Origin of the sequence: Salinirubellus salinus, assembly GCF_025231485.1 — an archaeon.
In the GTDB taxonomy this organism is placed as follows: Archaea; Halobacteriota; Halobacteria; order Halobacteriales; family Haloarculaceae; genus Salinirubellus; species Salinirubellus salinus.
The window spans coordinates 2983786-3010520 of sequence record NZ_CP104003.1 but is presented as its reverse complement, the minus strand read 5'-3'; the positions used below and the strand labels follow the sequence as shown (position 1 = coordinate 3010520).

27 protein-coding genes are annotated in these 26735 nt (G+C 70.2%); 11 read left to right on the top strand and 16 right to left on the bottom strand.

From position 1 onward, the window contains the following. Positions 1-275: 275 nt before the first annotated feature. Positions 276-1709, top strand: a complete 1434-nt coding sequence (locus N0B31_RS15795; protein WP_260592588.1) for a gluconate 2-dehydrogenase subunit 3 family protein — start codon at positions 276-278, stop codon at positions 1707-1709. Further along, the gene (locus tag N0B31_RS15790) at positions 1706-3394 is read left to right on the top strand and encodes a GMC family oxidoreductase (protein WP_260592587.1); all 1689 of its coding nucleotides are present in this window, start codon (positions 1706-1708) and stop codon (positions 3392-3394) included. Before N0B31_RS15795 ends, N0B31_RS15790 begins: the two co-directional genes overlap by 4 nt. Here N0B31_RS15790 and N0B31_RS15785 read toward each other — a convergent pair. The 4 genes from N0B31_RS15785 to N0B31_RS15770 all read right to left on the bottom strand — a co-directional run bounded on the left by N0B31_RS15785 (position 3391) and on the right by N0B31_RS15770 (position 5400). After that, positions 3391-4071 carry a class I SAM-dependent methyltransferase gene (locus N0B31_RS15785; RefSeq protein WP_260592586.1) on the bottom strand — a complete coding sequence of 227 codons (681 nt, stop codon included), beginning with the start codon at positions 4069-4071 and terminating at the stop codon, positions 3391-3393. The two genes, N0B31_RS15790 and N0B31_RS15785, sit on opposite strands and share 4 nt — an antisense overlap. Before the next feature lie 61 nt (positions 4072-4132). Continuing rightward, the gene (locus tag N0B31_RS15780) at positions 4133-4681 is read right to left on the bottom strand and encodes a COG4315 family predicted lipoprotein (RefSeq protein WP_260592585.1); all 549 of its coding nucleotides are present in this window, start codon (positions 4679-4681) and stop codon (positions 4133-4135) included. Positions 4682-4758: 77 nt separating this feature from the next. After that, entirely contained in the window at positions 4759-5061 is a 303-nt protein-coding gene (locus N0B31_RS15775; RefSeq protein WP_260592584.1) for a DUF8036 family membrane protein, read from the bottom strand. A 54-nt stretch (positions 5062-5115) separates the two neighbouring features. Beyond that, positions 5116-5400, bottom strand: a complete 285-nt coding sequence (locus N0B31_RS15770) for a winged helix-turn-helix domain-containing protein (RefSeq protein WP_260592583.1) — start codon at positions 5398-5400, stop codon at positions 5116-5118. 123 nt (positions 5401-5523) lie between these two features. Between N0B31_RS15770 and N0B31_RS15765 the strand changes: the two genes are divergently transcribed. The 5 genes from N0B31_RS15765 to N0B31_RS15745 all read left to right on the top strand — a co-directional run bounded on the left by N0B31_RS15765 (position 5524) and on the right by N0B31_RS15745 (position 9474). Further along, complete coding sequence (locus tag N0B31_RS15765) at positions 5524-6021, top strand: TspO/MBR family protein (protein WP_260592582.1); 498 nt, start codon at positions 5524-5526, stop codon at positions 6019-6021. Positions 6022-6061: 40 nt separating this feature from the next. Continuing rightward, a complete protein-coding gene (locus N0B31_RS15760) occupies positions 6062-6328 on the top strand; it encodes a DUF7967 family protein (RefSeq protein ID WP_260592581.1) in 267 nt (88 codons plus the stop codon). A gap of 84 nt (positions 6329-6412) precedes the next feature. Next, positions 6413-7330 carry an ABC transporter ATP-binding protein gene (locus tag N0B31_RS15755; RefSeq protein ID WP_260592580.1) on the top strand — a complete coding sequence of 306 codons (918 nt, stop codon included), beginning with the start codon at positions 6413-6415 and terminating at the stop codon, positions 7328-7330. Continuing rightward, on the top strand, positions 7327-8283 hold the full coding sequence (locus N0B31_RS15750; protein ID WP_260592579.1) for an ABC transporter permease subunit: 957 nt from the start codon (positions 7327-7329) through the stop codon (positions 8281-8283). Before N0B31_RS15755 ends, N0B31_RS15750 begins: the two co-directional genes overlap by 4 nt. 123 nt (positions 8284-8406) lie before the next feature. Further along, positions 8407-9474 carry an NAD-dependent epimerase/dehydratase family protein gene (locus N0B31_RS15745; RefSeq protein WP_260592578.1) on the top strand — a complete coding sequence of 356 codons (1068 nt, stop codon included), beginning with the start codon at positions 8407-8409 and terminating at the stop codon, positions 9472-9474. Between the two features lie 106 nt (positions 9475-9580). Here N0B31_RS15745 and radA read toward each other — a convergent pair whose 3' ends face one another. The 10 genes from radA to ggt all read right to left on the bottom strand — a co-directional run bounded on the left by radA (position 9581) and on the right by ggt (position 21386). Then, positions 9581-10624 carry a DNA repair and recombination protein RadA gene (gene radA, locus N0B31_RS15740; protein WP_260592577.1) on the bottom strand — a complete coding sequence of 348 codons (1044 nt, stop codon included), beginning with the start codon at positions 10622-10624 and terminating at the stop codon, positions 9581-9583. Positions 10625-10743: 119 nt separating this feature from the next. Continuing rightward, the gene (locus N0B31_RS15735) at positions 10744-11178 is read right to left on the bottom strand and encodes a hypothetical protein (protein ID WP_260592576.1); all 435 of its coding nucleotides are present in this window, start codon (positions 11176-11178) and stop codon (positions 10744-10746) included. 166 nt (positions 11179-11344) lie between these two features. After that, positions 11345-11950, bottom strand: coding sequence for a PspA-associated protein PspAB (pspAB, locus tag N0B31_RS15730; RefSeq protein WP_260592575.1), 606 nt, complete (start codon positions 11948-11950; stop codon positions 11345-11347). A gap of 38 nt (positions 11951-11988) precedes the next feature. Continuing rightward, positions 11989-12864, bottom strand: a complete 876-nt coding sequence (gene htpX / locus N0B31_RS15725) for a zinc metalloprotease HtpX (RefSeq protein WP_260592574.1) — start codon at positions 12862-12864, stop codon at positions 11989-11991. A 67-nt stretch (positions 12865-12931) separates the two neighbouring features. Then, a complete protein-coding gene (locus N0B31_RS15720) occupies positions 12932-14263 on the bottom strand; it encodes an ABC transporter ATP-binding protein (RefSeq protein ID WP_260592573.1) in 1332 nt (443 codons plus the stop codon). Further along, positions 14263-15405 carry an ABC transporter ATP-binding protein gene (locus tag N0B31_RS15715; RefSeq protein WP_260592572.1) on the bottom strand — a complete coding sequence of 381 codons (1143 nt, stop codon included), beginning with the start codon at positions 15403-15405 and terminating at the stop codon, positions 14263-14265. The genes N0B31_RS15720 and N0B31_RS15715 overlap by 1 nt, the downstream gene beginning before the upstream one ends. Beyond that, the gene (locus N0B31_RS15710; protein WP_260592571.1) at positions 15402-16658 is read right to left on the bottom strand and encodes an ABC transporter permease; all 1257 of its coding nucleotides are present in this window, start codon (positions 16656-16658) and stop codon (positions 15402-15404) included. The genes N0B31_RS15715 and N0B31_RS15710 overlap by 4 nt, the downstream gene beginning before the upstream one ends. 21 nt (positions 16659-16679) lie before the next feature. Further along, positions 16680-17696: an ABC transporter permease gene (locus N0B31_RS15705; RefSeq protein WP_260592570.1), complete on the bottom strand. Its 1017-nt coding sequence runs from the start codon at positions 17694-17696 to the stop codon at positions 16680-16682. A gap of 63 nt (positions 17697-17759) precedes the next feature. Then, positions 17760-19658, bottom strand: coding sequence for an ABC transporter substrate-binding protein (locus N0B31_RS15700; RefSeq protein ID WP_260592569.1), 1899 nt, complete (start codon positions 19656-19658; stop codon positions 17760-17762). Positions 19659-19766: 108 nt separating this feature from the next. Then, entirely contained in the window at positions 19767-21386 is a 1620-nt protein-coding gene (gene ggt, locus N0B31_RS15695; RefSeq protein ID WP_260592568.1) for a gamma-glutamyltransferase, read from the bottom strand. 211 nt (positions 21387-21597) lie between these two features. On the opposite strand from ggt, the gene N0B31_RS15690 reads away from it, so the two are divergent. The 4 genes from N0B31_RS15690 to N0B31_RS15675 all read left to right on the top strand — a co-directional run bounded on the left by N0B31_RS15690 (position 21598) and on the right by N0B31_RS15675 (position 24783). Beyond that, positions 21598-21786: a hypothetical protein gene (locus N0B31_RS15690; RefSeq protein ID WP_260592567.1), complete on the top strand. Its 189-nt coding sequence runs from the start codon at positions 21598-21600 to the stop codon at positions 21784-21786. A gap of 105 nt (positions 21787-21891) precedes the next feature. After that, positions 21892-23031: a 60S ribosomal export protein NMD3 gene (locus N0B31_RS15685; protein ID WP_260592566.1), complete on the top strand. Its 1140-nt coding sequence runs from the start codon at positions 21892-21894 to the stop codon at positions 23029-23031. Further along, the gene (locus N0B31_RS15680; RefSeq protein ID WP_260592565.1) at positions 23028-24035 is read left to right on the top strand and encodes a class I SAM-dependent methyltransferase; all 1008 of its coding nucleotides are present in this window, start codon (positions 23028-23030) and stop codon (positions 24033-24035) included. The genes N0B31_RS15685 and N0B31_RS15680 overlap by 4 nt, the downstream gene beginning before the upstream one ends. 73 nt (positions 24036-24108) lie before the next feature. Then, entirely contained in the window at positions 24109-24783 is a 675-nt protein-coding gene (locus N0B31_RS15675; protein WP_260592564.1) for a DUF998 domain-containing protein, read from the top strand. Positions 24784-24858: 75 nt separating this feature from the next. On the opposite strand, the gene ilvA is transcribed toward N0B31_RS15675, so the two are convergent. Together ilvA and N0B31_RS15665 are read right to left on the bottom strand one after the other, a co-directional pair. Beyond that, the gene (gene ilvA, locus N0B31_RS15670) at positions 24859-26070 is read right to left on the bottom strand and encodes a threonine ammonia-lyase (protein ID WP_260592563.1); all 1212 of its coding nucleotides are present in this window, start codon (positions 26068-26070) and stop codon (positions 24859-24861) included. 224 nt (positions 26071-26294) lie between these two features. After that, on the bottom strand, positions 26295-26702 hold the full coding sequence (locus N0B31_RS15665) for an Hsp20/alpha crystallin family protein (RefSeq protein ID WP_260592562.1): 408 nt from the start codon (positions 26700-26702) through the stop codon (positions 26295-26297). Between the last annotated feature and the right edge of the window lie 33 nt (positions 26703-26735).

Sequence of the window (26735 nt, the reverse complement as noted above, 5' to 3'; positions counted from 1 at the left end):
GTCTCAGCCCCGGAACAGCCACGACACCTCGTCGGCCACGTCCGGCTCGACGGCGACGAGGGAGACCTCGCCATCGTGTTCGTCATCGCGCCGATACCGACCATCGTCGCGTCCAGCAGGCCCAGACTGGTCGCCGGCGCACGCGCTCCCGACAGACTCGTCGTCACCACTGCCGCACCACACCGCATACAATTGTGGTCCCGCGCCACCCGACCGGGACGGAGTCACCGTTAACTGGTCTGTAACCAAGACACTCACAGACCTCTCTCGGAGGGATGACTTCCCTACGGGTCGACCGGGTCGGGCGCGGGACGCAGGTGGTGGTCGCCGTCGCCGTCGGGTTCGCGGGCGTGCTCGCCGTCAGCGCACCGCTCGTCGGTGTCTTCGCGGCGGGCGCGCTGGTCGTCCCCCTCGCGGTGCTGTTCGGGCGGGCCGGCACGCTCGGCGTGGTGGCCGGGGCGGCGAGCTACCACACGGTCGTCGGCGGGTCGCCGACGACGGTGGCGGCGGGCACGGCCGGCACCCTCGCCTTCGCCGCGGTGGGCGTGGCGCTCTGGGCGGCCGTCCGCCGTGAGACGCCGTGGCTCGTCGGCGGCCGACGCTGGCCGCTCGCGTTCGCCGGCGTCGTCGCCGTCGCGGGACTGTGCCACGCCGCGACGGTCGGCTGGGTCGCCACCGCGGTCGGGGCCAGCGCGTTCGTCTCCGTCGTCCCGGTCCGGGCCGTCGAGACGCTCGTCGTGGCGGTCCCCCTCGGCCCAGCGCTGTATCTCACCGGGGCACGGCTCCTCGGCCACCCGCCCGTGTCGGGACTCGACACCACGACGAACCACCGGCGCTACCGGGTCGCCACCCCGGCCGTCGTGGCGGTGCTCTGGGTCGGGGTCGGCGTCGTCCTGAGCACGCTCGCCGAGGACCTCGGGTACGTCACCGACCCGGCGGCCCTGTTCGGCGGGCGCGTCCCCGCGTGGCTGGCCGGCGTGGTGTTCACCGTCGTCGTCGAGTCTGGCCGGTGGGTGCAGGTGCTCGGCGGTGTGCTCGCTCTCGCGTTCGTCGCGTTCGCGCTCGCCTCGCGAGGTGGGTCGGACGGGGGGCCGACTGCGGTCGGGACCGCCCGGGGCCCGGAGCGTTCGGACGGCGGCGCCCCGTCGCCGGGGGCGTGGGTGACCGAGGGGGCCCCCCACCGACTCACGCGCCGTGACGCCGTGGTCGCACTCGGGGCGCTGGGCATCGGCGCCGGCGTGGGTCGCGCGTCGCTCGCGACGGTCCGCCCCCCGACGCCGACCGTGGACGGGCTGGTGGCCGTCGCCGCGGCCGTCTACCCGAGCGCCGTCACGCCCTCGTCGGCGTTCGTCGAGCGCTACGTGGCCGGCCGGGCGCGGGTCGACCCGACCTACCTCGCGGCGGTCGAACGGGCCGTCGGGGCGCTCGACGAGCAGGCGCGACTCGTCCACGGGGCGCCGCTGACCGAGTGCGCGCCCGCCGAGTGCGAGGCGGTCCTGCGGGAACTGGGCGTCAACGGCGCGCGGGCGGACCCGGACGGCGGGACGGCCTCACGCATCAGGCACTACGTCGTCGACGAACTGCTGTTCGCGCTGTTCAGCACGCCGGTCGGCGGGCGTCTCGTCGGCATCGAGAACCCGCCGGGCTACGGGGGTGGCCACGAGGCCTACCAGCGCGCCCCGCACGCGCCCGAGGAGGTGGGACGGTGACCCGACGGTTCCGGGCGCGGCGGTCCGCGGCGAACGTCCCGGACGTCTGTGTCGTCGGCTCCGGCCCCGGCGGGGCGCTGGTCGCGGACTCGCTGGCGGCCCGCGGTCACGACGTGGTCGTCCTCGAGGCCGGTCCACGCTTCGACCTCGAGGACCGCATGGAGCGGATGCGCCGGGCGCTCCACCCCGGGTCGACGTTCCAGGCGGTGTGGGACATGGGTGGGCCGCGCGACGCGTACAGCACCTCCGGCGAGCAGGCGTACAGCCTGAACACGAGTCGCGTGAAGGGCGTCGGCGGCACCTCGCTGCACTGGGGCGGGATGACTCCGCGGCTCCACCCGGAGGACTTCGAGATGCGGACACGGTACGGCGTGGGTGAGGACTGGCCCATCTCCTACGCCGACCTCGAACCGTACTACGCCCGCGCGGAGGTGGAACTGGGCGTGGCGGGTGCCGACTCGGCGTACGCGCCGCCACGGTCGACCGAGTTCCCCCTGCCGGCCCACCCGACGAGTCACTCGGACCGGCTGTTCGCCGACGCGTTCGACGCCCTCGACATCGAACTCGCGCCGGTGCCACGCGCCGTCAACTCCGTCCCCTACGACGGGCGGAGCGGGTGTGTCGGCTTCGGCACCTGCACGCCCGTCTGCCCCTCGGGCGCGAAGTACGACGCGACGGTCCACGCCGAACGGGCCGAGCGGCGGGGGGCCCGCATCGTCACGGAGGCACCCGTCGTCCGACTGGAGCACGACGCTACGGGCGAGCGGGTCACGGCCGCCGTCTACCGGACGCCGGACGGGGGCGAGCACCGACAGCGCGCCCGGACGTTCGTACTCGCCTGCGGGGCCGTCGAGACGGCCCGACTCCTGTTGCTCTCGACCTCCGAGGTCTACTCGGACGGCCTGGCGAACTCCAGCGGCCTCGTCGGCCGGTACTTCATGGAGCACCCGTACGTCCGACTGACGGGCTACGTCGACGAACCGACCGCCCCGCAGAACGTGGGCTACTCGACGAGTTTCACCGAGCAGTTCTACCAGCACGACCGGGGGCCGACCGGGTCGGTCCTCGTCGAACCGTCGAACACGGCCGGTACGCCGCTGGCGACGGCGGCGCTCGTCCGCCCCTCGCGGCTGGGGAACGCCGTCAGCGGCCGGGCGCCGGGACTCCTCGGCGGGGGGCGCTGGGGCGACGACCTGCTGGCCGACCTCCGCGACGAGTACGAGGGGCTGGTCGCCATCGGCGCGTGGGTCGAGATGCCCCCCGAGTACGACAACCACGTCGGCCTCGACGAGTCGACGACCGACGCCGCCGGGAATCCGGTCCCCGACCTCTCGTTCGGGGTGGGCGACGCCGCCCGCGGGACGCTGACCGAGTCGCTCGACCTGCTCGACGGCATCCTCGAGGAGCTGGGTGCGACCGACCGCGAGGCGCCCGTGACCCCCGAGGACCCGTGGTACGCCCTCCACCACCTCGGGACGACGCGGATGGGGACGGACCCCGAGACGAGCGTGGTCGACCCGAACTGCCGCACCCACGACCTGTCGAACCTGTACGTGAGTTCGAGCAGCGTGTTCGTCACCGGTGGGGCGGCGAACCCCACGCTCACCATCGCGGCGCTCGCGTTGCGACTGGCGGACCACGTCCACGCCGAGCGGACGGGGGAGAAGGCGACCTCGGCGCGCTAGGGGACCACGCCGACGGTCAGCAGGGTGCCGTAGGTGCGGTAGCGCTCGACCATCGCCTCGCGGGTCTCCCAGTTCTCCGTGGGGAACTCCTCCGCCGGCGGGATCTCCGTCTCACGGTCGGGGACGTTGTCCTGCGTGGCGACGTGGAAGCCGACCTCGCGGAACGCCTCGCGGTACTCGGCCCGGTCCCAGCGGGTCATCTCCACGGCGATGTTCTCCTGCCAGTGGTGGCTGTGGACGTTCTCCTCGTAGTAGTTCACCGCGCAGTGGAAGGTGCCGCCGGGTCGGAGGACGCGCGCGAGTTCGGCGAGGGTGTGGTGCGGATCGGCGGCGTAGTAGAACGCCTCCATCGAGAAACAGTGGTCCACGCTGTCCGTGGCGAACGGCAGCGCGTCGAAGTCCCCGACGAGGAACTCGACGGCCGGGTCGTCGGTGTACGCGCGGGCGTTCCGGGCCATCTCGGGGGCACCGTCGAGGCCGACGGCGAGGCCGGCGTCCTTCGTCTCTCGCAGAGCGCGGGCGGCGTAGCCCGACCCGCACCCGAGGTCGAGGACGGTGTCTCCCGCCTCCACGGGCATCCGCGCGAGGACGTGCTTCGCGGTGTGCCAGTGTCGGTCCTCCATGCCCCGGTCGCGGCCGTCGGCCGCCCAGGCGTCGAACTCATCGCGGACGCTCATGTCCACCCGTCGAGACTGCGGATGATAAGCAGCCTGCTGTGGCTCGCAGGCCGGGGGCGCCTCAGTAGGGACCGCCGCTCCCGCCGCCGGTGGCGGTCGGGGTCTCGCTCCCCGTCCGCACCGGTGTACCGTCGGGGGCGAGCACCCACCAGACGCCGTTGACGCCCTGACCGTTCACGTCGCCCGGCGCCTCGTCCTCGGCGAAGTAGTAGAGCGGCCACCCGGCGGCGGCCACCTGCGTCCGCCCGTCCTCGCGCTCGAACGTCGTCAACTCGGCCGTCACCCCCTCGCCGGCCGAGGAGTCGTCGTCGACGGTCAGCGGCGGCCACGCCTCCGCACAGCCGCCGGCACAGGCGCTCGACCCCGCACCCTGCGTGTCCTGGTCGAACAGGTACAGCGTCAGCCCCTCGGGGCCGACGAGGAGGTCCCCGAGGTCGGGGTGACTGTCGACTGCGACGGTGGCCGCCGGGCCGGCCGTCGCCGCCGGCGTGCTGGTCGATGCCGGCGTCGCCGTGGGACTCGCCCCACCCGTGCCGTCGGAGCCACCGACACAGCCAGTTACCCCCACCGTCGCCACCAGTCCGAGCACTGCGCGTCGTGTGGGTGCCATACCGTGAGGAGGGCAGTCGCGAGGGATGAGCGTTTTCCGAACTGCGTCCAAAATTCGTCCGAGGTTGCCGCCGGGGCCTACCGCCAGGTGAGTGCGGCGAGCACCGCGAGCGCGACCAGCTCCAGCCCACAGAGCAGCATCATGCCCACCTGCATCTCCGTCCCGCTCTCGACGTACCACCCGACGAACGCGGGATGGAACAGGTAGAGGTAGAGCCACAGCGCGTTCTCGAGGAGGAGGAACGCGCCGACCACCAGCAGGCCGAGCGTGTGTCGCGCACCGTGCCGTCGGTACGCCGGGAGCCAGACGGCCCCGAGCGCCAGCAGGACGAGCACGTTCACGCCCGCGAGGACGCGGGCGGCGTCAAGCCAGAGGGTCATCGGCCTCCTCTTCGTCGGTCGAGTTCTTCGGTGTTGTCCAAACTTCGTCCATACTCACGCCTCCGGGTCGACGGTCTCCAGTATCTCCTCGACGGTGTCCCAGTGGGCCTCGGCCTCCTCGGAGAACAGGTAGACTGCGGCGTAGTCGCCGCCGGTCCTCCTGACCACGTTGTCCGACTGGAGCACGTCGAGGTGGTGCCGGACGGTGGTGTAGTCGAGGTCGAGTTCCGTCGCGAGTTGATTGGCGTTCCGTGGCCGCTCGTCGAGTGCCCGGACGATGCGGACCCGTGTCGGGCCACCCCGGGAACTCGCGAGTAGATACCAGAGAACACCCTCCATTCGGGCTACCCCTCACCACAGAGCGACGTAAAGACAGGGGGCGCTGGCCCGTCCCCCGGTCGTTCCGGTCCAGTGGTCCCCCGCTCGGGACACCGCTATCACCTCGGAGCGCCTACAGGAGCTATGGACACCGTCTCGTTCCCCCGCGACCCGCGTCTGCGGGCGGGTCTCGAGCTGCTGGGCTGGATCGTGCTCGCGCAACTGGCCGGGCTGCTCGGCAGCCTCGCCACGTTCACCGCCATCGACAGCTGGTACGCCACGCTCGTCCGACCCGAGCTCGCGCCGCCGAACTGGGTGTTCGGCCCGGTCTGGACCACGCTCTACACGCTCATCGGCGTGGCCGCGTGGCTCGTCTCGCGCGCCGACTACCCGGACAAGCGACCGGCCTACGCCGCGCTGGGCGTCCAGCTCGTGCTCAACACCGCGTGGTCGTTCGTCTTCTTCGGGGCGGAGGCCATCGGCCCGGCGCTGGCCGTCATCCTCGTCCTGCTCGTGGCCATCGTCGCGAACATCGCGCTGTTCTACCGCGTGGACCGCCGGGCGGGGCTGTTGCTGCTCCCGTACCTCGCGTGGGTCTCGTTCGCCACGTACCTGAACTACGGGTTCTGGGTGCTGAACTAGGACCGTCAGGCCGAAGCCCTCCCCGGCCCCACGCCCGCCAATGAGCGAGGCAGACACCGTACAGACGTGGCTGGTCGAGCGCTCCTACGACGACCGGGGGCTGGTGACGCTGGTGTACGCCACGCCCGACGGCGAGCGGTACGTCCGACGCGAGGTGGCGATGAACGTGTTGCGCCGGTCGCCGGCGACGGCCGCGCGCGAGATCGAGGCCGACACGCTGGAACCGACGCCCGAGAGCGAACGCGAGCGCTACGCCGCCGAGGCCGACCGGGTCCGCGAGAACAACGCGCCCGACGACGAGATATAGAGCCGGGGCCACCCGGTGGCGGGCGCGGCCGCACGCGCCGACCGAACCCGTCTCCCTTTGTACCGGCGGGCGGAACGCGGGGGTATGGCCGCCATCGAGATGAGCGACGTCGGGAAGCGCTTCGGTAGCGTGACCGCGCTCGACGGCCTCGACCTGACCGTCGAGGAGGGCGAGGTGTTCGGCTTCCTCGGTCCGAACGGGGCCGGCAAGTCCACCACCATCAACGTCCTGCTGGACTTCGTCCGGCCGGACACCGGCCGCGTCGAGGTGCTCGGACACGACGCCGCGGCCGAGAGCGTCCCCATCCGCGAACGCACCGGCGTCCTCCCCGAGGGGTTCGACACCTACGACCGGCTGACCGCCCGCGAACACGTCGCCTTCGCCGCCGAGTCGAAGGACGTGGACGACGACCCCGCCGCCGTCCTCGAACGGGTCGGCCTCGCCGACGCCGTCGACCGCCGGGCCGGCGGCTTCTCGAAGGGGATGACCCAGCGCCTCGCGCTGGCGATGGCACTCGTCGGCGAGCCCGACCTGCTGATACTGGACGAACCCTCCACCGGACTGGACCCGAACGGGGCGCGCGAGATGCGCGACATCGTCCGCGCCGAGCGCGACCGTGGCGCGACGGTGTTCTTCTCCTCGCACGTCCTCGGGCAGGTCGAGGCCGTCTGTGACCGCGTCGGCATCCTCCGGGACGGCGGACTCGTCGCCGAGGACTCCATCGAGGGGTTGCGCGCCAAGAGCGGGAGCGACACCACCCTCGAGATCCGCGTCGAGGACCCCGACGGGCTGGACGAGTCGGTCGTCGAGGCCGTCGAGGCCGTCGACGGCGTGAGCGAGGTCCGCGTGGCGTCGACCGGTCTCACCGTCGCCTGCGAGGGTGACGTGAAGATGGCCGTCCTCGACACGCTGGAGTCCGCGGGCGCGACCGTCGAGGACTTCAGCACGCGCGAGGCGTCGCTCGACGACCTGTTCGCGGCGTACACGGGGGGGTCGGCGTGAACGTCGACCCCCGCTCGGTCCGGGTCGTCACCGAGAAGGACTACCGCGACGCCATCCGCTCCCGGGCGCTCCTGTTGCTCGGGACGGTGTTCGTCGTCTTCTTCGCCGCGGCGGCGTTCTTCTTCGCCGACCAGTTCCAGCAGTTCCTCGACAACGCGGCCGCGAGCAACAACACCACCCAGCGACAGGCCGCCCGGATGGCCCGCGAGCGGCTCACCTCGAACGCCTTCCTCTCCTCGCTCACGACCATCACGCGCCTGCTCGTCCCGCTGACGGCCATCGTCGTCTCCTACAGCGCCGTCGTCGGCGAGCGGGAGTCGGGCACGCTGAAACTCCTGCTCTCGCTCCCCCACTCGCGGGCGAGCACGGTCCTCGGGAAGTTCCTCGGGCGGAGTGCCGTCGTCACGGTGCCGGTGTTGCTCGGCTTCCTCGTCGCCGTCCCCGTCTTCCCCCTCGCCGGCGTCCCGTTCAAGCCGCTCGGGTTCGCCGGGTTCGCGCTGGCGACGGCGCTGCTGGGCGTCGTCTTCGTCGCCATCTCGGTCGGGACGAGCGCCGCCGCCCCCACCAGTCGGCGGGCCGTCGTCGTCATCGTCGGGCTCTACGCGCTGTTCACGCTGCTCTGGGGGCAGTTCTCGAGCGCCGTGTTCCGGCAGCTCTCGGACCTGCTGGACCTCTCGCGGGTGGCGAGCATCGAGCTGTTCCTGCTCGTCCGGCACCTCAACCCGGTTCGGACCTACGAGTCGCTGGTCGCCAGCGTCGGTCCGAGTGGTGAGCTCGCCGCCCGGACCAGCCTCATCGGCGGGTTCAACGGCCAGATCGCCGCGCAGATCCTCCGGCAGAGCGGTGGCCTGCCGGTGTACCTCACGGACGTCGCGCTCGTGGTCTACCTGCTGCTGTGGGTCGTGGTGCCGCTGGGGCTGGGGCTGCTGGCGTTCGAGCGGCTGGACCTGTAGCGCCGCGTCACGACCGAGCGGCCCACCGGCTCCTCCACGTCCCGTCCCCGACACGGTGTGGGTCGCCCGAGACTCACCCGCCGGTGAGATAGTCACTTCAGCGCACACGACGTACTCCGACGGATGCGCTCCGCACTGCTCGTCGGCGGAACCGGGTTCGTCGGCCGTCACACCGCCGCCGAGTTCCTCGACCACGGCTACGAGGTCACGGTCCTCAGTCGTGGCACCGTCGAGTTCGGCGTCCCCGAGTGGGACGCCGTCGAGCACGTCGTCGGTGACCGGACCGACGCCGACGTCCTCGCCGACGTCACCCGACGGGCCGACCCCGACGTGGTCGTCGACTGTGCCCTCTATCACCCCGTCGACGCCCGGACCGTCGTCGACGTCTTCGCCGACGTGGCGCGGTACGTCTACGTCTCCAGCGGCGGCGTCTACGCGGCCCACGAGATACCGAAACGCGAGGCCGAGACGCCGCTCCACGGGTGTACGCCCGAGCAGGCGGTCGACGACACGATGGCGACCTACGGGCCGCGCAAGGCAGAGTGCGACCGGCTCGTCGCCGCCGCGGTCGCCGACGGGATGGCAGCCGTGACCGTCCGCCCCTCGATGGTGTACGGCCCGCAGACGACCGACCGCGACGGCGGGGCTGGCCCCGACACCGTCCCGGCGACGTGGGGCGGCGACGTGCCGGGCCTCCAGACGCACCACGACTACTGGGTCGACCGGGTCCGGCGGTACGACCGGGTGGTCGTCCCCGGTGACGGCACCGCCATCTGGCACCGGGCCTACGTGGAGGACGTGGCGGCGGCCATCCGCACCGCCGCGGAGGCGGGCGACCCGGGCGAGGCCTACAACGCCGCCGACCGGCGGGTGTGTACGGTGGAGGACGTCGTCGAGCTCGTCGCGGACGCGCTGGACACGTCCGTCGAGGTCGTCCACGCGAGCGAGCGTGAACTCGCGAGGGTCGGACTGGACCCCGACGAGTTCGTCCTCTACCACCACCTCGGGTCGCGCTACCCACACGTCCTCGACACCTGCAAGCTCGCGTCGCTCGGGTGGGACTCGACGCCGGTCGAGGTGGCGATGGAGCGGACCGTCACGGAGGCGGTGGCGAGCGGCCGCGACGGGAGTGCGTTCGACCCCGGGCGGGAGGCGGAGGCGCGGCTCGTCGAGTTGCTGACGGCCGAGTGAGTGGGGAGGGGTCCGCCGCTCGCCGTGAGATGGTTCTCGCTACGCTCACGGCGTGCAGCGCCGTTCGAACGAGGAACCGTCGGTCCCTCGCTACGCTCGAACCAACCTACTCGGGCTTCAGGCCCGCGCCCTCGACGCGCATCACGCTCTCGCCGTCCGGGAGGTTCGGCGCGTCGACGAGCTTCACGATGCGCTTGTTCCCCTTCGACTTCTTCAGGTACATCCGGAACGTGGACTTGTGTCCGAGGATGTTCCCACCGATGGGCTTGGTCGGGTCGCCGAAGAAGGCGTCCGGGTTCGACTGGACCTGGTTCGTGACGACGACGGCCGAGTTGTAGAGGTTGCCGACGCGGTCGATGTCGTGGAGGTGCTTGTTGAGCTTCTGCTGGCGGGAGGCGAGTTCGCCGCGGCCGACGTACTCCGCGCGGAAGTGCGCGGTCAGCGAGTCGACACAGAGCAGGCGGACCGGGAACTCGTCGTCCTCGTACTCCTTGGAGATCTCCTTGGCCTTCTCCGCGAGGAGGATCTGGTGGTTGGAGTTGAACGCCTTCGCGACGTGGATCTTGTCGAGGAACGACTGGACCAGCGCCTCGAGGTCCGCCTCGTTGCCGGCGCTGCCGTCCTCGATGCCGTGGAGCTCCATCGCGGCTTCGATGACGTCGTCGTCCAGCCCGCGGGCCATCTCGTCGATACGCTCGGGGCGGAACGTGTCCTCCGTGTCGATGAAGACACACCGGCCCTCCAGCCCGCCGTGGTCGGCCGGGAGCTGGACGTTGACCGCGAGCTGGTGGGTGATCTGGGACTTGCCGGCCCCGAACTCGCCGTACACCTCGGTGATGGACTGGGTCTCGACGCCGCCGCCGAGCATCTCGTCCAGCTCTGGGATGAGGAACTTCAACTTCCCGATGCGCTCGCGGCGCTCCAGCACGGAGGTGCCGGTCTCGAACCCACCGATGTCGGCGGCGTCGCGCGCGGCGTTGATGATGTCCGCGGCGGACGACTCACCCACGTCGGCCTTGTTCGAGAGCTCGCCCGGCGAGGCCACGGCGATGCTCTGATACGAGTCGTAGCCGTTCTCTCGGAGCTTCTCTGCGGTGGCCGGGCCGACGCCCGGGAGGTCCTCCAGGTCCTGCGATTTCGCGGTCGCCATACTCGGTCTTGCGCCCCACGGGTGATAAAGCCTCGTCAACAGCCCGGTGAAAGTGAAACCGACATCCGTGACGGGGGCGTTTCGAGTGGAACGGCGAAGGTTCAGGTAGGGAGCGGCGCTCAGCGCCCGGTCCGCGGTAGACCCGCGGCGGCGGTCCCGAGTGCCAGCGCCGCCAGCACCTCGGCCGCCTCGAACGCGAGCGGTGGAAGCGAGACGACCCCCGGTCCGACCACCGAGAGCGCGAACAGCGCGACGGCCAGCGTCACCTGCACCGGCCGGGCCACGAGGTTCCCCGGCACCGCGCGAGCGGAGTAGTAGAGTGCCGTCCCGATGTCGGCGTCGTCGTCCGGTCCCTCCACCGGCGTCAGGTCGGCCAGCGTCGCCCGGTCCACGCGCTCGAGCCGCCCGGCGTGGACGCGCCGCCCACCGTCGTCGGTCACGTAGAGCAGCGTCACCCCGTCGCGGGTGCCGACGACACGGTAGGTGCCGGCCGGGAGCGGGCCGCCGTCCGCCGCGCGGTAGTGGTCGTACGGCTGGGGGTCGGGCGCGGTCATCGCCCCGGGCACGTCCACCGAGATTCGCGTTCCGGCGGAACGCTCACTGCCGGTAAACTCGTTGCACTCGTCCACCGAGATTCGCGTTCCGGCGGAACGCTCACTGCCGGTAAACTCGTCGCTGGCACTCCTCGCGCATCGACGTTCGCAACGCCGTCGACGTTGCTCACTCCCACGGATGCCCACCGGGCGTGTCCGACCAGAGCGGGTACCAGTAGGAGGTGTCGTCCTCGACGTTCAGCTCCCCGTCGAGGACGGACTCCAGTTTCACCTCGGCCGTCGAGTCACGCTCGTGGCCCCGCTTCGGGACGAACGGGTAGTACGCCCCACGGCGGAACGAGTAGAGCCAGTAGACCCGCTTGTCGTTCCCGCCGAACGCGAAGACGGCCGAGAGCAGCCGCGAGCCGAACCCCTCCTCGGAGAGCTGGTCGGCCGCGAAGTGGACCGAGGTGACGAGGTCCTCGAAGTCGTCGTCGTGGAGGACGACCCACTCGCCACCCCGGCTGTCCTCGCGCACCTCGAACTCGGTGCCGGTCTCCTCGGCACCCGCCTCGAGGATGGCCTCGATCTCCTCGACGGCCCGCCGGAACTGCGAGGAGTCGACGCCGTTGAACAGCAGGCCGGCGTCGCCGGTGGGCGCGTAGCCGAGTTCGGCCTCCATCGTCACGTACGCCGTCGTCATCCCGAAGAGGTCCTCCGGGTCGGCCCGGCGGCTGGCGGCGTCCTCGGCACCGAGGCCGAGGGCGGACCGGAGGGTGTCGATGATGCCCATTGGCGGAACGAGGTGGCCCGGCGCAAAAGCCCCTGCGCTCAGACGCGCGAGGTCTCCAGTTCCTTCTCGAGTTGCCGGAGTCGCTCCACGCGCTTCTCCGTCGACGGGTGCGTCGAGAAGAGGCGTCCGACGACACCGGACTTGATGGGGATGATGAAGAACGCGTTCATCTCCGCGGTGTCGCGCAGGTCCTCCTGTGGCACCTGGTCCATCCGCCCGGAGATCTTCAGCAGGGCCGAGGCGAGCGCCGAGGGCTGGCCCGTGATGACCGCACCGCCCCGGTCCGCGGCGAACTCGCGGTAGCGGCTGAGCGCCCGGATGAGGAAGAACGAGATGATCCAGACGGCCAGCGAGGCGAGGATGGCCACGAGGACGCTCCCGTTGCGGTTCCGACCGCCGCCGAAGTAGATGCCGAAGCGGACGACGAGGAACGCGATGGTCGAGAGGAACGACGCGACGGTCATCACGGCCACGTCGCGGTTCTTGATGTGCGCGAGTTCGTGGGCGATGACCCCCTCGAGTTCGTCCTCGTCGAGCGTCCGCATGATGCCGGTCGTCACCGCGACGGCGCTGTTCTTCTGCGACCGACCGGTGGCGAACGCGTTCGGGACCTGCGAGTCGGCGACCGCCACCTTCGGCTTCGGCAGGTCGGCCTGCTGTGCCAGCCGCGAGACCATCGCGTGCAGTTGCGGGTACTCCTCCTCCGAGACCACCTTCGCGCCCATCGAGTAGAGCGCGAGCTTGTCGCTGAAGAAGAACTGCGCGACGAGGAATACGCTCATGACCGCCACGATGACGAGGAGGTCCGCGCGGAGCAGGCTGAGGACGGCGACGAAGCCGACGTAGAGGGCGAACAGCAGGAACATGGTGAACACCATGCGGCCCCGCAGCCCCCAGTCGGGTTTCCACTCCATACCAGATGGAGGCGACGGCCGCTTGAAAGGTTCTCGGTCGGGGGGAGGCGAGTGGTCGAGAGGCCGCTCAGTCGTCCGACCGGTCCACCGCCTCGACGGAGGCGTGGCTCCGGTCCTCGGGCGACTCGACCGCCTCGTGTCGGAAGCAGGCCGTCGTCCGCCGCTCGCCAACCCGTTCGAGCGGCGGGTCGTGGCGCTCACACACCGTCGGGAACGCCGTCGCGAGCCGCTCGCGGGCGGCATCCTGGTCGCCCCGTGCGATCTCCTCGAGGGCCTCGCGCACCGCGCGGTCGGCCTCGGGGTCGCGGAGGTCGGGGAGGTCGAACTCCTCGCGGACGGTCGCGACGGTCGTCTCGTGGCTCGCGGTTCCACCGCTCGCTCGGTCCGAGACCTCACGTTGTTCGGCCTCGTGACGCTCCCGGAGCGCGTCGACGTCGATCTCCCCACGGAGCCGCGAGCGGAGGTCCATCACCCGACGGAACGCCGTCTGGTCGATGTCCACGTCCGCCGGTGGGATGACCTTCGGGCACCGGGTGTGGAACCGACAGCCGCTGGGCGGGTTCGACGGACTCGGCACGTCGCCCGTCAACTCGACACCCTCGCCCCGGAGCCGCGGGTCGGGCTGCGGGATGGATGCCATCAGCGCTTCCGTGTAGGGGTGTTGCGGGTCGTCGAAGACGGCCTCGGTCGGCCCCTGCTCGACGACCTCGCCGAGGTACATCACGTTCACGCGGTCACACACCTGCCGGACGACACCCATGTCGTGGCTGATGAGCACCACCGCGAGGTCGAACTCGGCCTGCAGGTCCTCCAGCAGCGCGAGGATCTCGGCCTGCACGCTCACGTCGAGCGCGGAGACGGGTTCGTCCGCGACGAGCAGGTCCGGGTTGACCACGAGCGCACGCGCGAGCGCCGCCCGCTGTTTCATCCCGCCCGAGAGTTCGTGCGGGTAGCGGTCGGCCACCTCCGCGCCCAGTCCGACGCGTTCGAGCATGTCCTCGGTGATGCGACGGCGCCGTTTGCGGTCGCGCATCCCGTGGATGCGTAGCGGCTCCTCGATGCTGTCCCCGATGGACATCCGCGGGTCGAACGAGGAGGTCGGGTCCTGGAACACCATCTGGGCGCGCCGGCGGAACGCCTTCAGGTCGGCCTTCGAGTAGTCGGTCACCTCCTCGCCGTCGAACTGGATGGAGCCGCCGGTCGGCTCCTCCAGCCGGAGCATCGAGGTGGCGGCCGTGGACTTCCCACAGCCGGACTCGCCGACGACACCGACCGTCTCGCCGCGGTCCACGTCGAACGAGATGCCGTCGACCGCACGCACCCGACCGACCTCGCGCTTGAGCACCCCCTGCGTGAGCGGGTAGTGCTTCTCGAGGCCGGTGACGGAGAAGAGGCTCATCAGTCGTCACCCCCCTCCGTCCCGGCGCCGGTACTGCTCCCGGGGGCGCTCGCCTCGCCGGTCGTTCCAGGCGCCGTCTGCCGTACCGTGTCGGCGTTGTAGCCGGTCCGGTAGTAGACACACGAGGCGCGGTGTTCCCGGTCGTCCGTGTCGCCGTCGCCCTCGTCCTCGGGGTCGTCGACGGCCGCCATGGGCGGCTGGTCACCCGTCTGGCAGTCGCGCACCGCGTGCGGACAGCGCGGGTGGAACCGACAGCCGCTGGGCGGGTTGGTGGGGTCGGGGAGCGAGCCACCGATGGCCTCGCTCACGTCGCCCCGACCGGGGAGACAGCGCAACAGCGCCTGCGTGTACGGGTGGGCGGCCTGCTCGAACAGTTCGAACACGTCGCCCCGCTCCATCACCTTCCCCGAGTACATCACGACGACGCGGTCGGCGATCTGCGCGACCACGCCGAGGTCGTGCGTGACGAACACGATGCTCATGTCGAACTCCTCTTGCAGGTCCTCGAACAGCCGGAGGATCTGGGCCTGGATGGTCACGTCGAGCGCCGTCGTCGGCTCGTCGGCGATGAGCAGGTCCGGGTCGCCGGCCAGCGCCATCGCGATGACGACGCGCTGTTTCATCCCGCCCGAGAACTCGTGGGGGTACTCGTCGGCGCGCGAGGCGGCCTCCGGGATGCCGACCCGGTCGAGCAACTCGACGGCGCGGTCCCGTGCCTCGGACTTCGAGCGGTCGCTGTGGATGCGGATGGCCTCGACGATCTGGTCGCCCACGGTGTAGACCGGGTTCAGCGCCCCCTGCGGGTTCTGGAACACGTGGCCGATGCGACCACCGCGGATCTGCTTGAGGCGCTTCTCGGAGGCCTGTGCCAGGTCCTCGCCGTCGAAGAGGACCTCGCCGCCGGCGATACGGCCGGGCGGCATGTCGATGAGCTTGGTCACCGACTCGCAGGCGACGGTCTTGCCCGATCCCGACTCGCCGACGACACACACCGTCTCGCCGCGCTCGACGTCGAACGAGACGCCGTCGACGGCACGGACGGTGCCGTTGTCGGTGTCGAAGTAGGTCTGCAAGCCACGAACCGAGAGGAGCGGCTCCTCGCTCGCGTCGGCCGTGGCGGCCGACTGGCCGTTGTGGCTCACGAGCGACCACCCGAGCGCGGGTCGAGCGCGTCACGCAGCCCGTCGCCCACCATGTTGAACGCGAGGATGGTGAAGAAGAGGAAGACCCCCGGCAGGGTCGCGATCCACCACGCCGAACTGAGGTAGTCGCGGCCGGCCGAGATGGTCTTGCCCCACGACGCCACCGAGGGGTCGGTCAGCCCGAGGAAGGCGAGTGCCGCCTCCAGCAGGATGAACGACGGGATGAGCAGCGTCGCGTTCGTGATGACGGTCGTGGACACGTTCGGCAGGATGTGTCGGCGGATTATCCATCCGTCGCTCGCCCCGGCGTTCTCCGCGGCCTGGACGTACTCCTCCTCGGTCCGCTGGAGCGCCTCCGAGCGCACCAGCCGGGAGGTCCCCTCCCACCCGAGCAGGCCGAACAGGGCGATGAGGAGCCCCAGCGTCGGCGTGAACAGGTACGCGAGGATGAGGAACAGGAAGAACGACGGGAACGTCCCCTGGATGTCGACGTAGCGCATCAGCACCTCGTCGACGTAGCCGCCGTAGTAGGCGGCGGTCGTCCCGACGAGGCTCCCGATGGAGATCACGAGGAGCATCGTGATGAGGCTCACCTTCATCGAGACGCGCATCCCGAGCACCAGCAGGTCGACGAGGTCCTTCCCCTCGTTGGTGGTGCCGAGCGGGTGGGCCCACGAGCCCTGACAGAACGTCGTGGGGACCGCCTGCCCGTTGGTCGTCACCGTCTTCGTGACGGTGTCGCCGACGCAGGCTCCCCCCGTGGTGGACATCGGGGTGCTGGTGTAGATCGGGGGCTGTGAGACCTGGTCGAACGCCAGCTCGGGCTGGTCGATGAACGCCGGGCCGACCATCCCGACGGCGAAGATGACCAGCAGGTAGACCGCGCTGGCCATCGCGGCCTTGTTCTGGCGGAAGCGCCGCCAGTAGTAGGCCGCCAGCCGGGGGTTGTCGTACAGCGGCCAGACGCCGTAGAACAGCATCACCGCGAGGGTGAGCACCAGCAGCCAGTCGGACGTCGAGAGGTCGACGCCGAACGGGAGTGGTGCGCCCTCCTGCTCGGTCACCCACTGGAACTGCGGCCCCTCGACGAGCCCGGAGACCCAGTTGAGACCGTCGTGCAGGACGAGGAAGTCGAACGCGAGCAGCGCGAGGAACACGCCGCCGAAGACCAGCATCGCCGTCTCCCGCGGGGTGAGCCCCGCACCGCCCATCGAGTCCCAGTCGACGTCGCGGAACGAGTCGTCAGTCGCCATCGTGTACCTCTATCTCCGTCATCATCGGTCACCGTAGTCGATCCGCGGGTCCAGCACCGTGTACGCGAGGTCCTGCAGCAGGTTCCCCACGAGGAACAGCAACACGGGAACGAGCGTCGTCGCCATCACGAGCGGCGTGTCCTGGTTGATGAGCGCGTTGAACGAGAGCAACGCGAGGCCGGGGATCTGGAACACCACCTCGGTGAGGTAGGCCCCCGCGAACAGCAACCCGAGGAGGTCCGCGATGAAGATGGTCATCAGCGGGACCATCGCGGGCCGCAGGATGTGGCGGGTGAGGATACGCCAGTCGCCGGCCCCCTTCGCGCGGGCGGTCTTGACGAACTCGGCGTGGACGTACTCCAGCGCCTCGGCCCGCGAGTAGCGCATGTTCGCCGCGATGGAGGCCGTCGTCAGCACGACGATGGGCATGATCAGCTGGCGAACGTTCTCGTACGAGAAGATGCCGTGCTCCTCGACCACGCCCGTCTGGTAGAACGACGGCAACGGCAGCAGTTCGACGCCGAACAGCGTCACCTCCGGGGCCGACACCGCGAACACCAGTATCAGCATGATGCCGAACCAGAAGTTCGGGATGGAGATGCCGAAGAACGCGACGAACGTACCGAAGTAGTCCGTCAGCGTGTACTGGTGGGTCGCGGAGTAGAGCCCGATGCCGTAGCCGAACACGATGGCCAGCAGCGTCGACGGGACGGCGTACTGCAGCGAGTACGGGTACGCCTTCGCCATCGCGTCGATGACCGGCTCGTTGCGGGTGAACGACCAGCCCCAGTCGCCGACGAGCATGTTCGACATGAAGTCGATGTACTGCTCGTGGAGCGGGCCGCCGATACCGCGGACCTGGTCGAACGTCTCCTTGGCGGCGGTGGCGTTGCCACCCTCGGTCGCCGCCGAGAACGCGAAGGCTGCGCGGCCGTCACCCGGCGCCAACTGCAGGAGCACGAAGTACCCCGACAGCACGACGAGGGTCGCGACTGCCGCCCACGCCAGCCGGCGAGCGACGTACCAGCGCATGCTCATGGTCTATCCGGATAGATTGGGTGCGTATCCATAGTTCCTAGCGAAGCGGACGGGTCCGGTGGGTTACCGGAACTCGTAGCCGTCGGGGAGCGCGTCGGCGAGCATCCGCTGGGCGCCGCCGATGCTGGTGGAGTCGGGGCCACCGAAGCGGGTGACCTTCGAGTCGTCGAACCACTGCGAGAACTCCGGCTGGTGCGTGTACGCCGGGGCCGCGGCGCCGCGGTTGATCTGTTCGGCGACGGTCGTCTTCGAGACGGCCGTCGAGAGGGCCTGGCGGACCTCGGGCTTGCGCAGTTCCGCCCAGCCGTTGGCACGCTGGTTGTAGACCAGCATGTTACAGAACGCGCTCGGCACCTTGAGGACGTTCACGTCGCTGTTGTTCTCGAACTCCTGGACCTGCGCGGGCGGGAGCGCGGTGTAGTCGATCTCGCCGGTGCGCAGCGCCGCCAGCCGCGTGGACTGCTCGCCGAACACCTGGATCTGGGACTGCTCGAAGTACGGGACGTCCTCCGCGAAGATGGTGCCCGCACCGTAGTAGTCCGGGTCCTTCGTGGAGACGAAGACGGACGTGCGGTCCCAGCGCTCGAAGTCGAACGGCCCGAGGTTGCCGGTGTACGCGAGCGTCTGGATCTCCTCGTCCTCGTTCATCTCGTTGCCGATGGCGGCCTTGGCCTCCTGCCCGTCGGCCTCCTGGACGCGCTCGTAGTACGGCTCGACCAGCCCCTTGGGGAGACAGTAGGCGCCCCAGAGGACGGGCTTCTTGACGAACGCCGGGTCCGTGTCGGGCAGCGAGACCTCGAGTTCGAGTTCGCTCGGCGCGGACACCTCGATGGGCTCGCCGCCGACGAACCAGTCGCCGTGGTTCACGTCGCCGGCCCAGTTGGGCTCGGCCTGCCGGACGTTCTGGATGTAGTAGACCCAGTCCTCGGCGGTCATCTGGCCGTAGCCGGCCCCCCACTGGAGGTTGTCGCGCAGTGTGAACGTGTACGTGTCGAGCGCGTCGTTGGCCTCGTAGGACTCGAACCAGCGGCCCTCGAACTCGTTGTCGTCGTTGAGCACGTAGGCCGCGTCCATCGTGAGGTTGATGCGGGCGTCGGAGGAGGTGTCGTTCGAGCGGAGCGGGTTGAGCGTCTTCGCGCCCGAGGCCGCCCCGTTCGTGTAGGTGCCGCCGACCGTCGGGTCGCCGCTGCCGAAGTAGCGGTTCTGGTAGTTGTAGCCGAACTGGAAGCTCTCCTCGCCCAGCCCGTTCACGTCCGAGCGGAAGCCGAGCAGGTCGGTGTCGAACGTGAGGAAGTTACACGGCTGGTCCCGCGAGAGGATGCCGAACACCGTCGAGAACAGCTCCTGCCGCGTGGCCGTGTCCGTCGACGAGGACGCCTCGTCGAGCTTCGGCGCGATGGGCTCGCTGGGCTTGTAGCCGTAGAAGTTGACCGACGCCGACTCGTTGGCCACGTCGATCCAGAACGGCCGGATGGACGTCGGCGTGAGCGGGTAGGAGTTGAAGCCGATGCCACCCATCATGTCCCACTGCTTGGCCGAGGTAGACTCGTCGCGCGAGCCGGCGTTGAACGTCGCCGTGGCGTCCTCGCTGGGCTTGTTCTGCGCGTAGTTCGCCAGCATCGACTGGAACTGGACGCCGGTGAGTTCGACGTTGATGCCCACCTTGCCGAGCTCCTGCTTGACGAACTCCATCGTCGTCTCGGTGGTCTGCCCACCCGTGGAGTAGACCGCCGAGAGCGTCACCTGATCGCCGTCCGGGTCGACGAGTCGGTCGCCGAGTTTCTCCGGCGTCGCCGTCGGCTCGGGCGTCGAGTCGCCGTCGCCGTCACCGTCGCCCTCGCCGCCGGGCGTCGGCGTCTGGTCACCGCCGGCACAGCCGGCGAGGCCGGCCATGCCCGCCACCCCGAGACCCTTGAGTACGTCTCGTCGGTCGATATTCCGTCCGCTGGTATCGCGTGACATACCCACACCATGAACTAGGGTATAAAATATCCGTTGATTGGAAACAACAATTTTTCACCAAGACGCCCGACGGAAGTCGAATTCTGGCGGTCGGAAGGTGGAACGAACCTAGAACCCGACCGCGACGCCGTCCTTCCGTGGCTCGGTGGCCCCCTCCAGCACCCCAGCGCGCGACCGGACGAACTGTGCGCCGCCGAACAGGAGCGGCCGCGAGACGCTCACCTCGTGGCCACGGCGCAGCAGGCCGTGCTGTACGGCGGCGGGCATCCGGGCCTCGACGGCGACCGAACCGTCCTCGCGGTAGCGCCAGCGTGGGGCGTCGAGTGCCGCCTGCGCGCCCATCCCGCAGTCGAGGACGTTCGTCAGCACCTGCAGGTGACCCTGCGGTTGCATGTACCCGCCCATCACGCCGAAGGCGGCCCAGTCGTCCTCGTCGAACCGCGCGACGGCGGGGACGAGCGTGTGGAACGGCCGCTTGCCGGGTTCGAGGCGGTTCGGGTGGTCGTCGTCGAGCGAGAACGACGCCCCGCGGTTCTGCAGGGCGATGCCGGTGTCGCCCGCCACGAGGCCGGAGCCGAACCCGGCGAACCGACTGTTGATGTACGAGACGACGTTCCCCTCGTCGTCGGCCACGCAGAGCAGGACCGTGTCGGCGTCCTCTGCCGGCGATTCGAGCCACGTGTGGTCGCCCGCCTCCGGGCCGACGTCGGCGGCCCGGCGCCTCGCCCAGTCCTTCGATCCAAGCGGCGGGTGGTCCTCGAACTCGGGGTCGGTGATGTAGTGGTGGCCGTCCTCGAACGCGACGGCCATCGCCTCCGCGAGGTAGTGGTAGCGCTCCGGGTCGTCGGCAGCGTACTCGTGGACCCCGAGTTCCTCGGCGACGTTGAGCGCCTCCAGGGCGATCAGTCCCTGGTTGTTCGGCGGGAGTTCCCAGACCTCCGTCCCGCGGTAGGTCGTGGAGACGGGGTCGGGCCACTCCACCTCGAACGAGCGGAGGTCGTCCAGTTCCATGAAGCCGCCCGCGCTCTGCACCTCGTCGACGATGGCCTCGCCAATCTCGCCGTCGTAGAGCGCGTCCGCGCCCTCCTCCGCGATGGTCTGCATCGACGCGCCGAGCTTCGGGAGGCGGACGACCTCGCCTTCCTCGGGTGCGCGCTCCCCGTCCACCAGATAGGCCTCGCGCGCGTTCTCGTTCTCGAAGAGGTCCTCGGCGTAGGACCACGCGTCGGCGATGACCGGTGAGGCCGGGTACCCCTCGGTGGCGTAGTGGATGGCAGGCCCGAGCACCTCGGCGAGGCTCATCGTGCCGAGTTCCTCGACGGTGGCCTCCCACCCGCGGGCGGTCCCCGGAACGGTGACGGTGTGCGGGCCGAGCATCGGCATCTCGGCCTCGCTCGGGTCCTCACCCTCGTCGGCGACGGCCTCGCGCACCTTCTCGCGCGTGGCACCCTCGGGGGCGCCCCCGCAGGCCCGCATCGCGCCCACCTCGCCGTCGGCGGTCCGGTAGAGCGCGAACACGTCGCCGCCGAGGCCGGTGGAGGTGGGTTCGACGACGTTGAGCGCGGCGGCCGTGGCGACGGCCGCGTCGAACGCGTTCCCGCCGTCCCGGAGCGTGTTCAGCCCCGCTTGCGCCGCGAGCGGTTGGCTCGTGGCGACCATCCCGCGTTCGGCGTAGGCGGTCGAGCGACGGGAGCCGAAGCCGTCTATCTCCTCGACGTTTCGTGTCATCAGCGAGGGTTCGACGGGTCGGTAGATAGGCGGTCGGGTGTCGGAAACGAACTGGCACGGCGGCAGCAGTCGACACGCTCGCCGGTGACGGGCGTGCCGTCCGGCGGGCCACACCCCACCGACACCAGTGGTACCACACCGTACACTCAACCGGACGTTTGAGCTTTGGTAGATTCCTTAACACGTCCCCGCGTAGCCCGGAGTGAGAACGATGTACCTCGTACAGACCATCTACCCACTCGCGCTGGCCAGCGTGAACGTCACCACCGGCTGGCTCCTCTACCACTTCCTCGACCCCGTCTTCGGCGTGGCACTGCTCGTGGTCGGACTCCTCGTCGTGCTCTCGGTGGTCGGACGGATGGTCCGCGAGTACCGGCCCACACCCGGAACGTCCGTCTGAGTGTTCGCCCCGGTCGGCGGAGGTGATCCGCTCGCTTCTCTCGCGCACCCGCGGAGCGGGTGGTAACACACGGTTTAAACGCGACGACGCGACTAGGAGACACCAATGAGCGAATCACGGTCCTTCTGCCCCCGGTGTGGTGACGCGATGGACCCGCCCGAGGAACCCCGCCCCGGCGAGCCACGCGACCCGGACGCGATGCTCTGCGACAGTTGCTACTTCGAGGACTTCGACCTCGTCGACGCCCCGGACCGCATCGAGGTCCGTGTCTGTGCGCAGTGCGGCGCGGTCCACCGCGGGAACCGCTGGGTCGACGTGGGCGCGCAGGACTACACCGACGTGGCCGTCGAGGAGACCACCGCGGCGCTCGGGGTCCACCTCGAGGCCGAGGACGTCCAGTGGATGGTCGAACCCGAGCAGGTCGACCAGAACACCATCCGGATGCACTCGCTGTTCACCGGTACGGTGCGTGGCACCCCCGTCGAGGAGGAGGTCACCGTCCCCGTCTACGTCGCCCGGCAGACCTGCACCCGGTGCGGGCGCATCGCGGGCGACTTCTACGCCGCGCTCATCCAGGTACGGGGGACCGACCGGACCCCGACGAAGGAGGAGGTGGACCGCTCGGTCGAGATCGCCGAGGACTACATCGGCGAACGCGAGGCCAAGGGCGACCGGAACGCGTTCATCACCGAGATCCAGCGGAACAGCGACGGGGTGGACATGAAGATCTCCTCCCACCAGATGGCGAACGGCATCGCCCAGCGCATCACCCGCCAGTTCGGCGGCGAGGTCACGGCGAACGAGACCCTCGTCACGGAGGACGGCGACGGCAACGAGGTCTACCGGGTGACGTTCCTCGCGCGCCTGCCGCCGTTCACCCCCGGCGACGTCATCGACCTCGACGACGGCGACGGCCCCGTCCTCGTCACCTCCGCGCACGGGAACCTGAAGGGGACCCGGGTGGAGACGGGCGAGCACTACGAGGCCAGTCACGATGAGGGCGTGAAGCCCGACGCCCGCGTCCTCGGGACGAAGGAGGACGCCGTGGAGACCACTGTCGTCACCGTCGAGGACGACCACGCGGTGCAGGTACTGGACCCGGAGACCTACGAGGCGAAGACCATCCCGCGGCCCGACACCGTGCCCGACGACGCCGAGACCGTGACGGTGCTCAAATCGCGGGCGGGCCTGCACGTCGTCCCGGAGCAGGCCGACGAGAGCGACGAGGACGACACGGAGCAGTGAGCGACTCGCGACTCGCAGCGGTGGTCGCCAAGCCCGACGCCGAGGCGGCCATCGCCTCCCTGCAGACCGAGGGCGTCTACGACGACACCCGGCGCGTCGAGGCACACGACGCAGACACCGTGGCCCTGCCGGTCACCGCCCGCCCGAGCGAGACGGCCGTCCGCGACGTGGTGGAGAGCGACCTCCCGCGACGCGAGCGCGGCCTCCACGACATCCTGCGCTCGAAGGGGTGGGAGGAGGACGACCTCGACGCGGTCCCCGCCTCGTGGGCCGTCGTCGGGAGCGTCGTCCTCGTCGACGTGGCGGGCTGTCCGAACCCCGAATCCGTGGGCGAAGCCCTGCTCGCACTCCACGGCGAGGCCGACACCGTCCTCGCGCGGGAGGGCATCGCCGGGAAGACCCGCGAACCCGAGGTGGAGGTCCTCGCCGGCGAGGGCGACACCGAGACGGTCCACACCGAACACGGCACGCGCTACGCGATGGACCTCGCCGAGGTGATGTTCTCGCCGGGGAACGAGGCCGAACGCGCGGGGATGGCCGACCGGGTGGAGGCGGGCGAGCGCGTCTTCGACATGTTCGCCGGCATCGGCTACTTCACCCTCCCGATGGCGCGGGCGGGGGCGGAGGTGCTGGCGGCGGAGCTTCGCCCCACCGCGTACCGCTACCTCGTCGAGAACGCCGTCCTGAACGGGGTGCAAGAGCGCGTCGAGGCGTACCGCGCGGACTGTGCCGACGTGGCCGTCGAGGAGCCGGTCGACCGGGTCGTGATGGGCCACTACGAGGCCCACGAGCGGCTGGATTCGGCGGTGGCGGCGCTCCGTCCGGGTGGGGTCCTCCACCTCCACGAGGCCACACCGACGGCCGAACTGTGGGACCGGCCGGTCGGGCGGGTCGAGGCGGCCGCCGAGCGTGCCGGCCGCTCCGTGGAGGTGCTGGACCGACGGGTCGTGAAGGGGTACAGCGCGGGTGTCGAACACGTCGTGGTGGACGCGCGGGTGCCGTAGTGGGGGCGGCGGCGAGCCCCGCGCCGCCGTGTATGGAAAGTCTTGTCACCCCCTGTGAATTTCTACCTCCCAGATGAACGACGACAGCACCCTCCAGTCGCGCCTCGGGCTCTCGGAGCCGTCGGCAGCGGGCTTCGGGCTGACCGTGGCGGGGTTCGTCGGCTTCATGGGCATCATCACGGCCGAGGTCCTCTATCCGAACTACTCGACGAGACAGGACATCAGCGACCTGGGCTCGACCCGCCCGCCGAACCCTGTCATCCACGAGCCGTCCGCGACGATCTTCAACACGACGATGCTCGTAACCGGGGCCGTGGTGGTCCTCTCGGCGTACCTCCTCTACCGGACCGTGGACCGCCGTGGGTTCCCGCTCGCGCTCGCCGTGTTCGGGGTCGGGGCGTTCGGCGTCGGCGTCTTTCCGGGGAACGTGACGCCCTGGCACGGCATCTTCGCGCTGCTGACGTTCTTCGCCGGGGGCATCACGGTCCTCCTCTCCGCTCGGGTCGTCTCCAGACCGTTCTCGTTCCTCTGTGGACTCTTCGGCGGCATCTCCCTGCTCGTTCTCCTCAGCGTCTTCTTCTTCGGGCTGGTCGTCCGGGGCTCCCACCCGCTCGAGTTCCTCGGCGGCGGGGGGATCGAGCGGTGGGTCGTCTACCCGCTCATCCTCTGGTTGCCGGCCTTCGGCGGCTACCTGCTGGCGGGTGCCGACGGGGCGACGGGGACGTTCGCCGACGAGCAGCGGTCGTGAGCGACCTGCGCCCCGAACGCGGCGGCCTCCCACCGACCGTCACCGGAGAAGGGCCGTGACGCCCCCGCCCCCGCCCTACGCGAGAATCTCGACCTCGTAGCCGTGCTCCTCCAGCGACGCGACCAGTTCGGCGACGTGGTCGTGGCCCCGCGTCTCCAGGTCCAGTTCGACGTCCGCGGCGTTCAGCGCCACGTCCTTCGAGGCCCGGTCGTGCTGGATGGCGTAGATGTTCGCACGGTTGGCCGCGATGACCTCGATGAGGTGTTCGAGCGCGCCGGGTCGGTCCTTCAGGACGGTTCGGATGCGGAGGAACCGGCCCTGTTCGATGAGCCCCCGGGTGATGACCGTCTGGAGGACGTTCAGGTCGATGTTCCCGCCGCAGCACGCGGGGACGATGACCTCGCCGTCGTCGAAGTCGAACCGCTGCTCGACGAGGGCGGCGACGGCGACGGCGCCCGCGCCCTCGACGAGCGACTTCGACCGCTCCAGCAGGGCGACCAGCGCCATCGCAATCTCGCGGTCGTTCACCGTCACCACCTCGTCGACCCGCTCGCGGATGACCTCGAACGTCTTCGCGCCCGCGGCGCGGGTGGCGATACCGTCGGCGATGGTGTCGACCTGGTCGAGTTCGACGCGACGGCCCTTGCGCAGCGAGTCCGCGACACTGGCGGCCCCCTCGGCCTCCACGCCGACGACGCGGATGTCGGGGTTCACGCCCTTCACGGCGGTGGCGATGCCGGAGATGAGCCCGCCGCCGCCGATAGGGACGACCACCGTGTCCACCTCGGGCAGGTCCTCGACGATCTCGAGGCCGATGGTGCCCTGCCCGGCCATCACGGCCTCGTCGTCGAACGCGTGGACGTAGGTTCGGTCCTCGGCGGCCTCTATCTCGTGGGCCCGCTCGGCCGCGGCGGCGTAGTCCTCGCCGTGGAGGACCACCCGCGCCCCGTACCCCTCGGTCGCCTTCACCTTCGAGATGGGGGCGTACTCCGGCATGACGATGGTCGAGTCGACGCCCGCCCGTGTCGCCGCCAGCGCCACCCCCTGTGCGTGGTTGCCGGCGCTGGCCGTGACGACGCCGCGTTCCTTCTCGGCCGGCGAGAGCTGCTGGATGCGGTTCGAGGCCCCGCGGATCTTGAACGACCCCGTCCGCTGCATGTTCTCGAGCTTGACGTGGACCTCCGCGCCCGTCCAGTCGGAGAAGGTGTGTGAGTGGTCCATCGGCGTGTGCCGGGCCACGTCCGCGAGTCGCTCGCGAGCGGCCTCGACGTCGGCGAGTGAGAGCATGCTCGCCGTAGCCGTGGCTCCGTGTTATACGTCACGCCGAAGAGGAAAGGGGAGCGTGTGCAACCAGTCCTACTCGGGTGTTGGTCATAAGCGCCGGCCTACCGGAGTGAAAGTGAAACCGATAGACAGCGGCGCCCCGAACTCGTCGTCAGACGACTGGCGGACGCCGAGTGGCTGCCGTGACGGGCGCCGAGGACGGCGGTGAGCGCCGCCCACGAGAAGCATCAGTTGACAGGGATGTCGACGCCGCTCTCGCTCTCGTGTTTCGGGAGCGTGACCGTGAGGACGCCGTTGTCGTAGTTGGCCTCGGTCCCCTCGCTGTCGACGCGTCCCGGGAGTGGGACCGTCCGCCGGAGCGACCCCCGTCGCCGCTCGCGGCGGAGGTAGTCGGGGCCTTCCTCCGTCGTCTCCTCGTCGCGTTCGGCCGCGAGTTCGAGCCGTCGGTCCGCGAGTTTCACCTCGATGTCCGCCCGGTCGAAGCCCGGCAGGTCGGCGGTGACGACGTAGGCGTCGCCGTCGTCGACCACGTCCACGCGGATGGTCTGCGAGACCACCTCGGGACCGAATCCCTCCAGTTGCTTGCCCATCCGCTCGAACGCTCGTTCCATCTCCTCGAAGGGGTTGCGGGTCATACGGGGGACGGGAGGGCACGGAGGGAGAAAAGC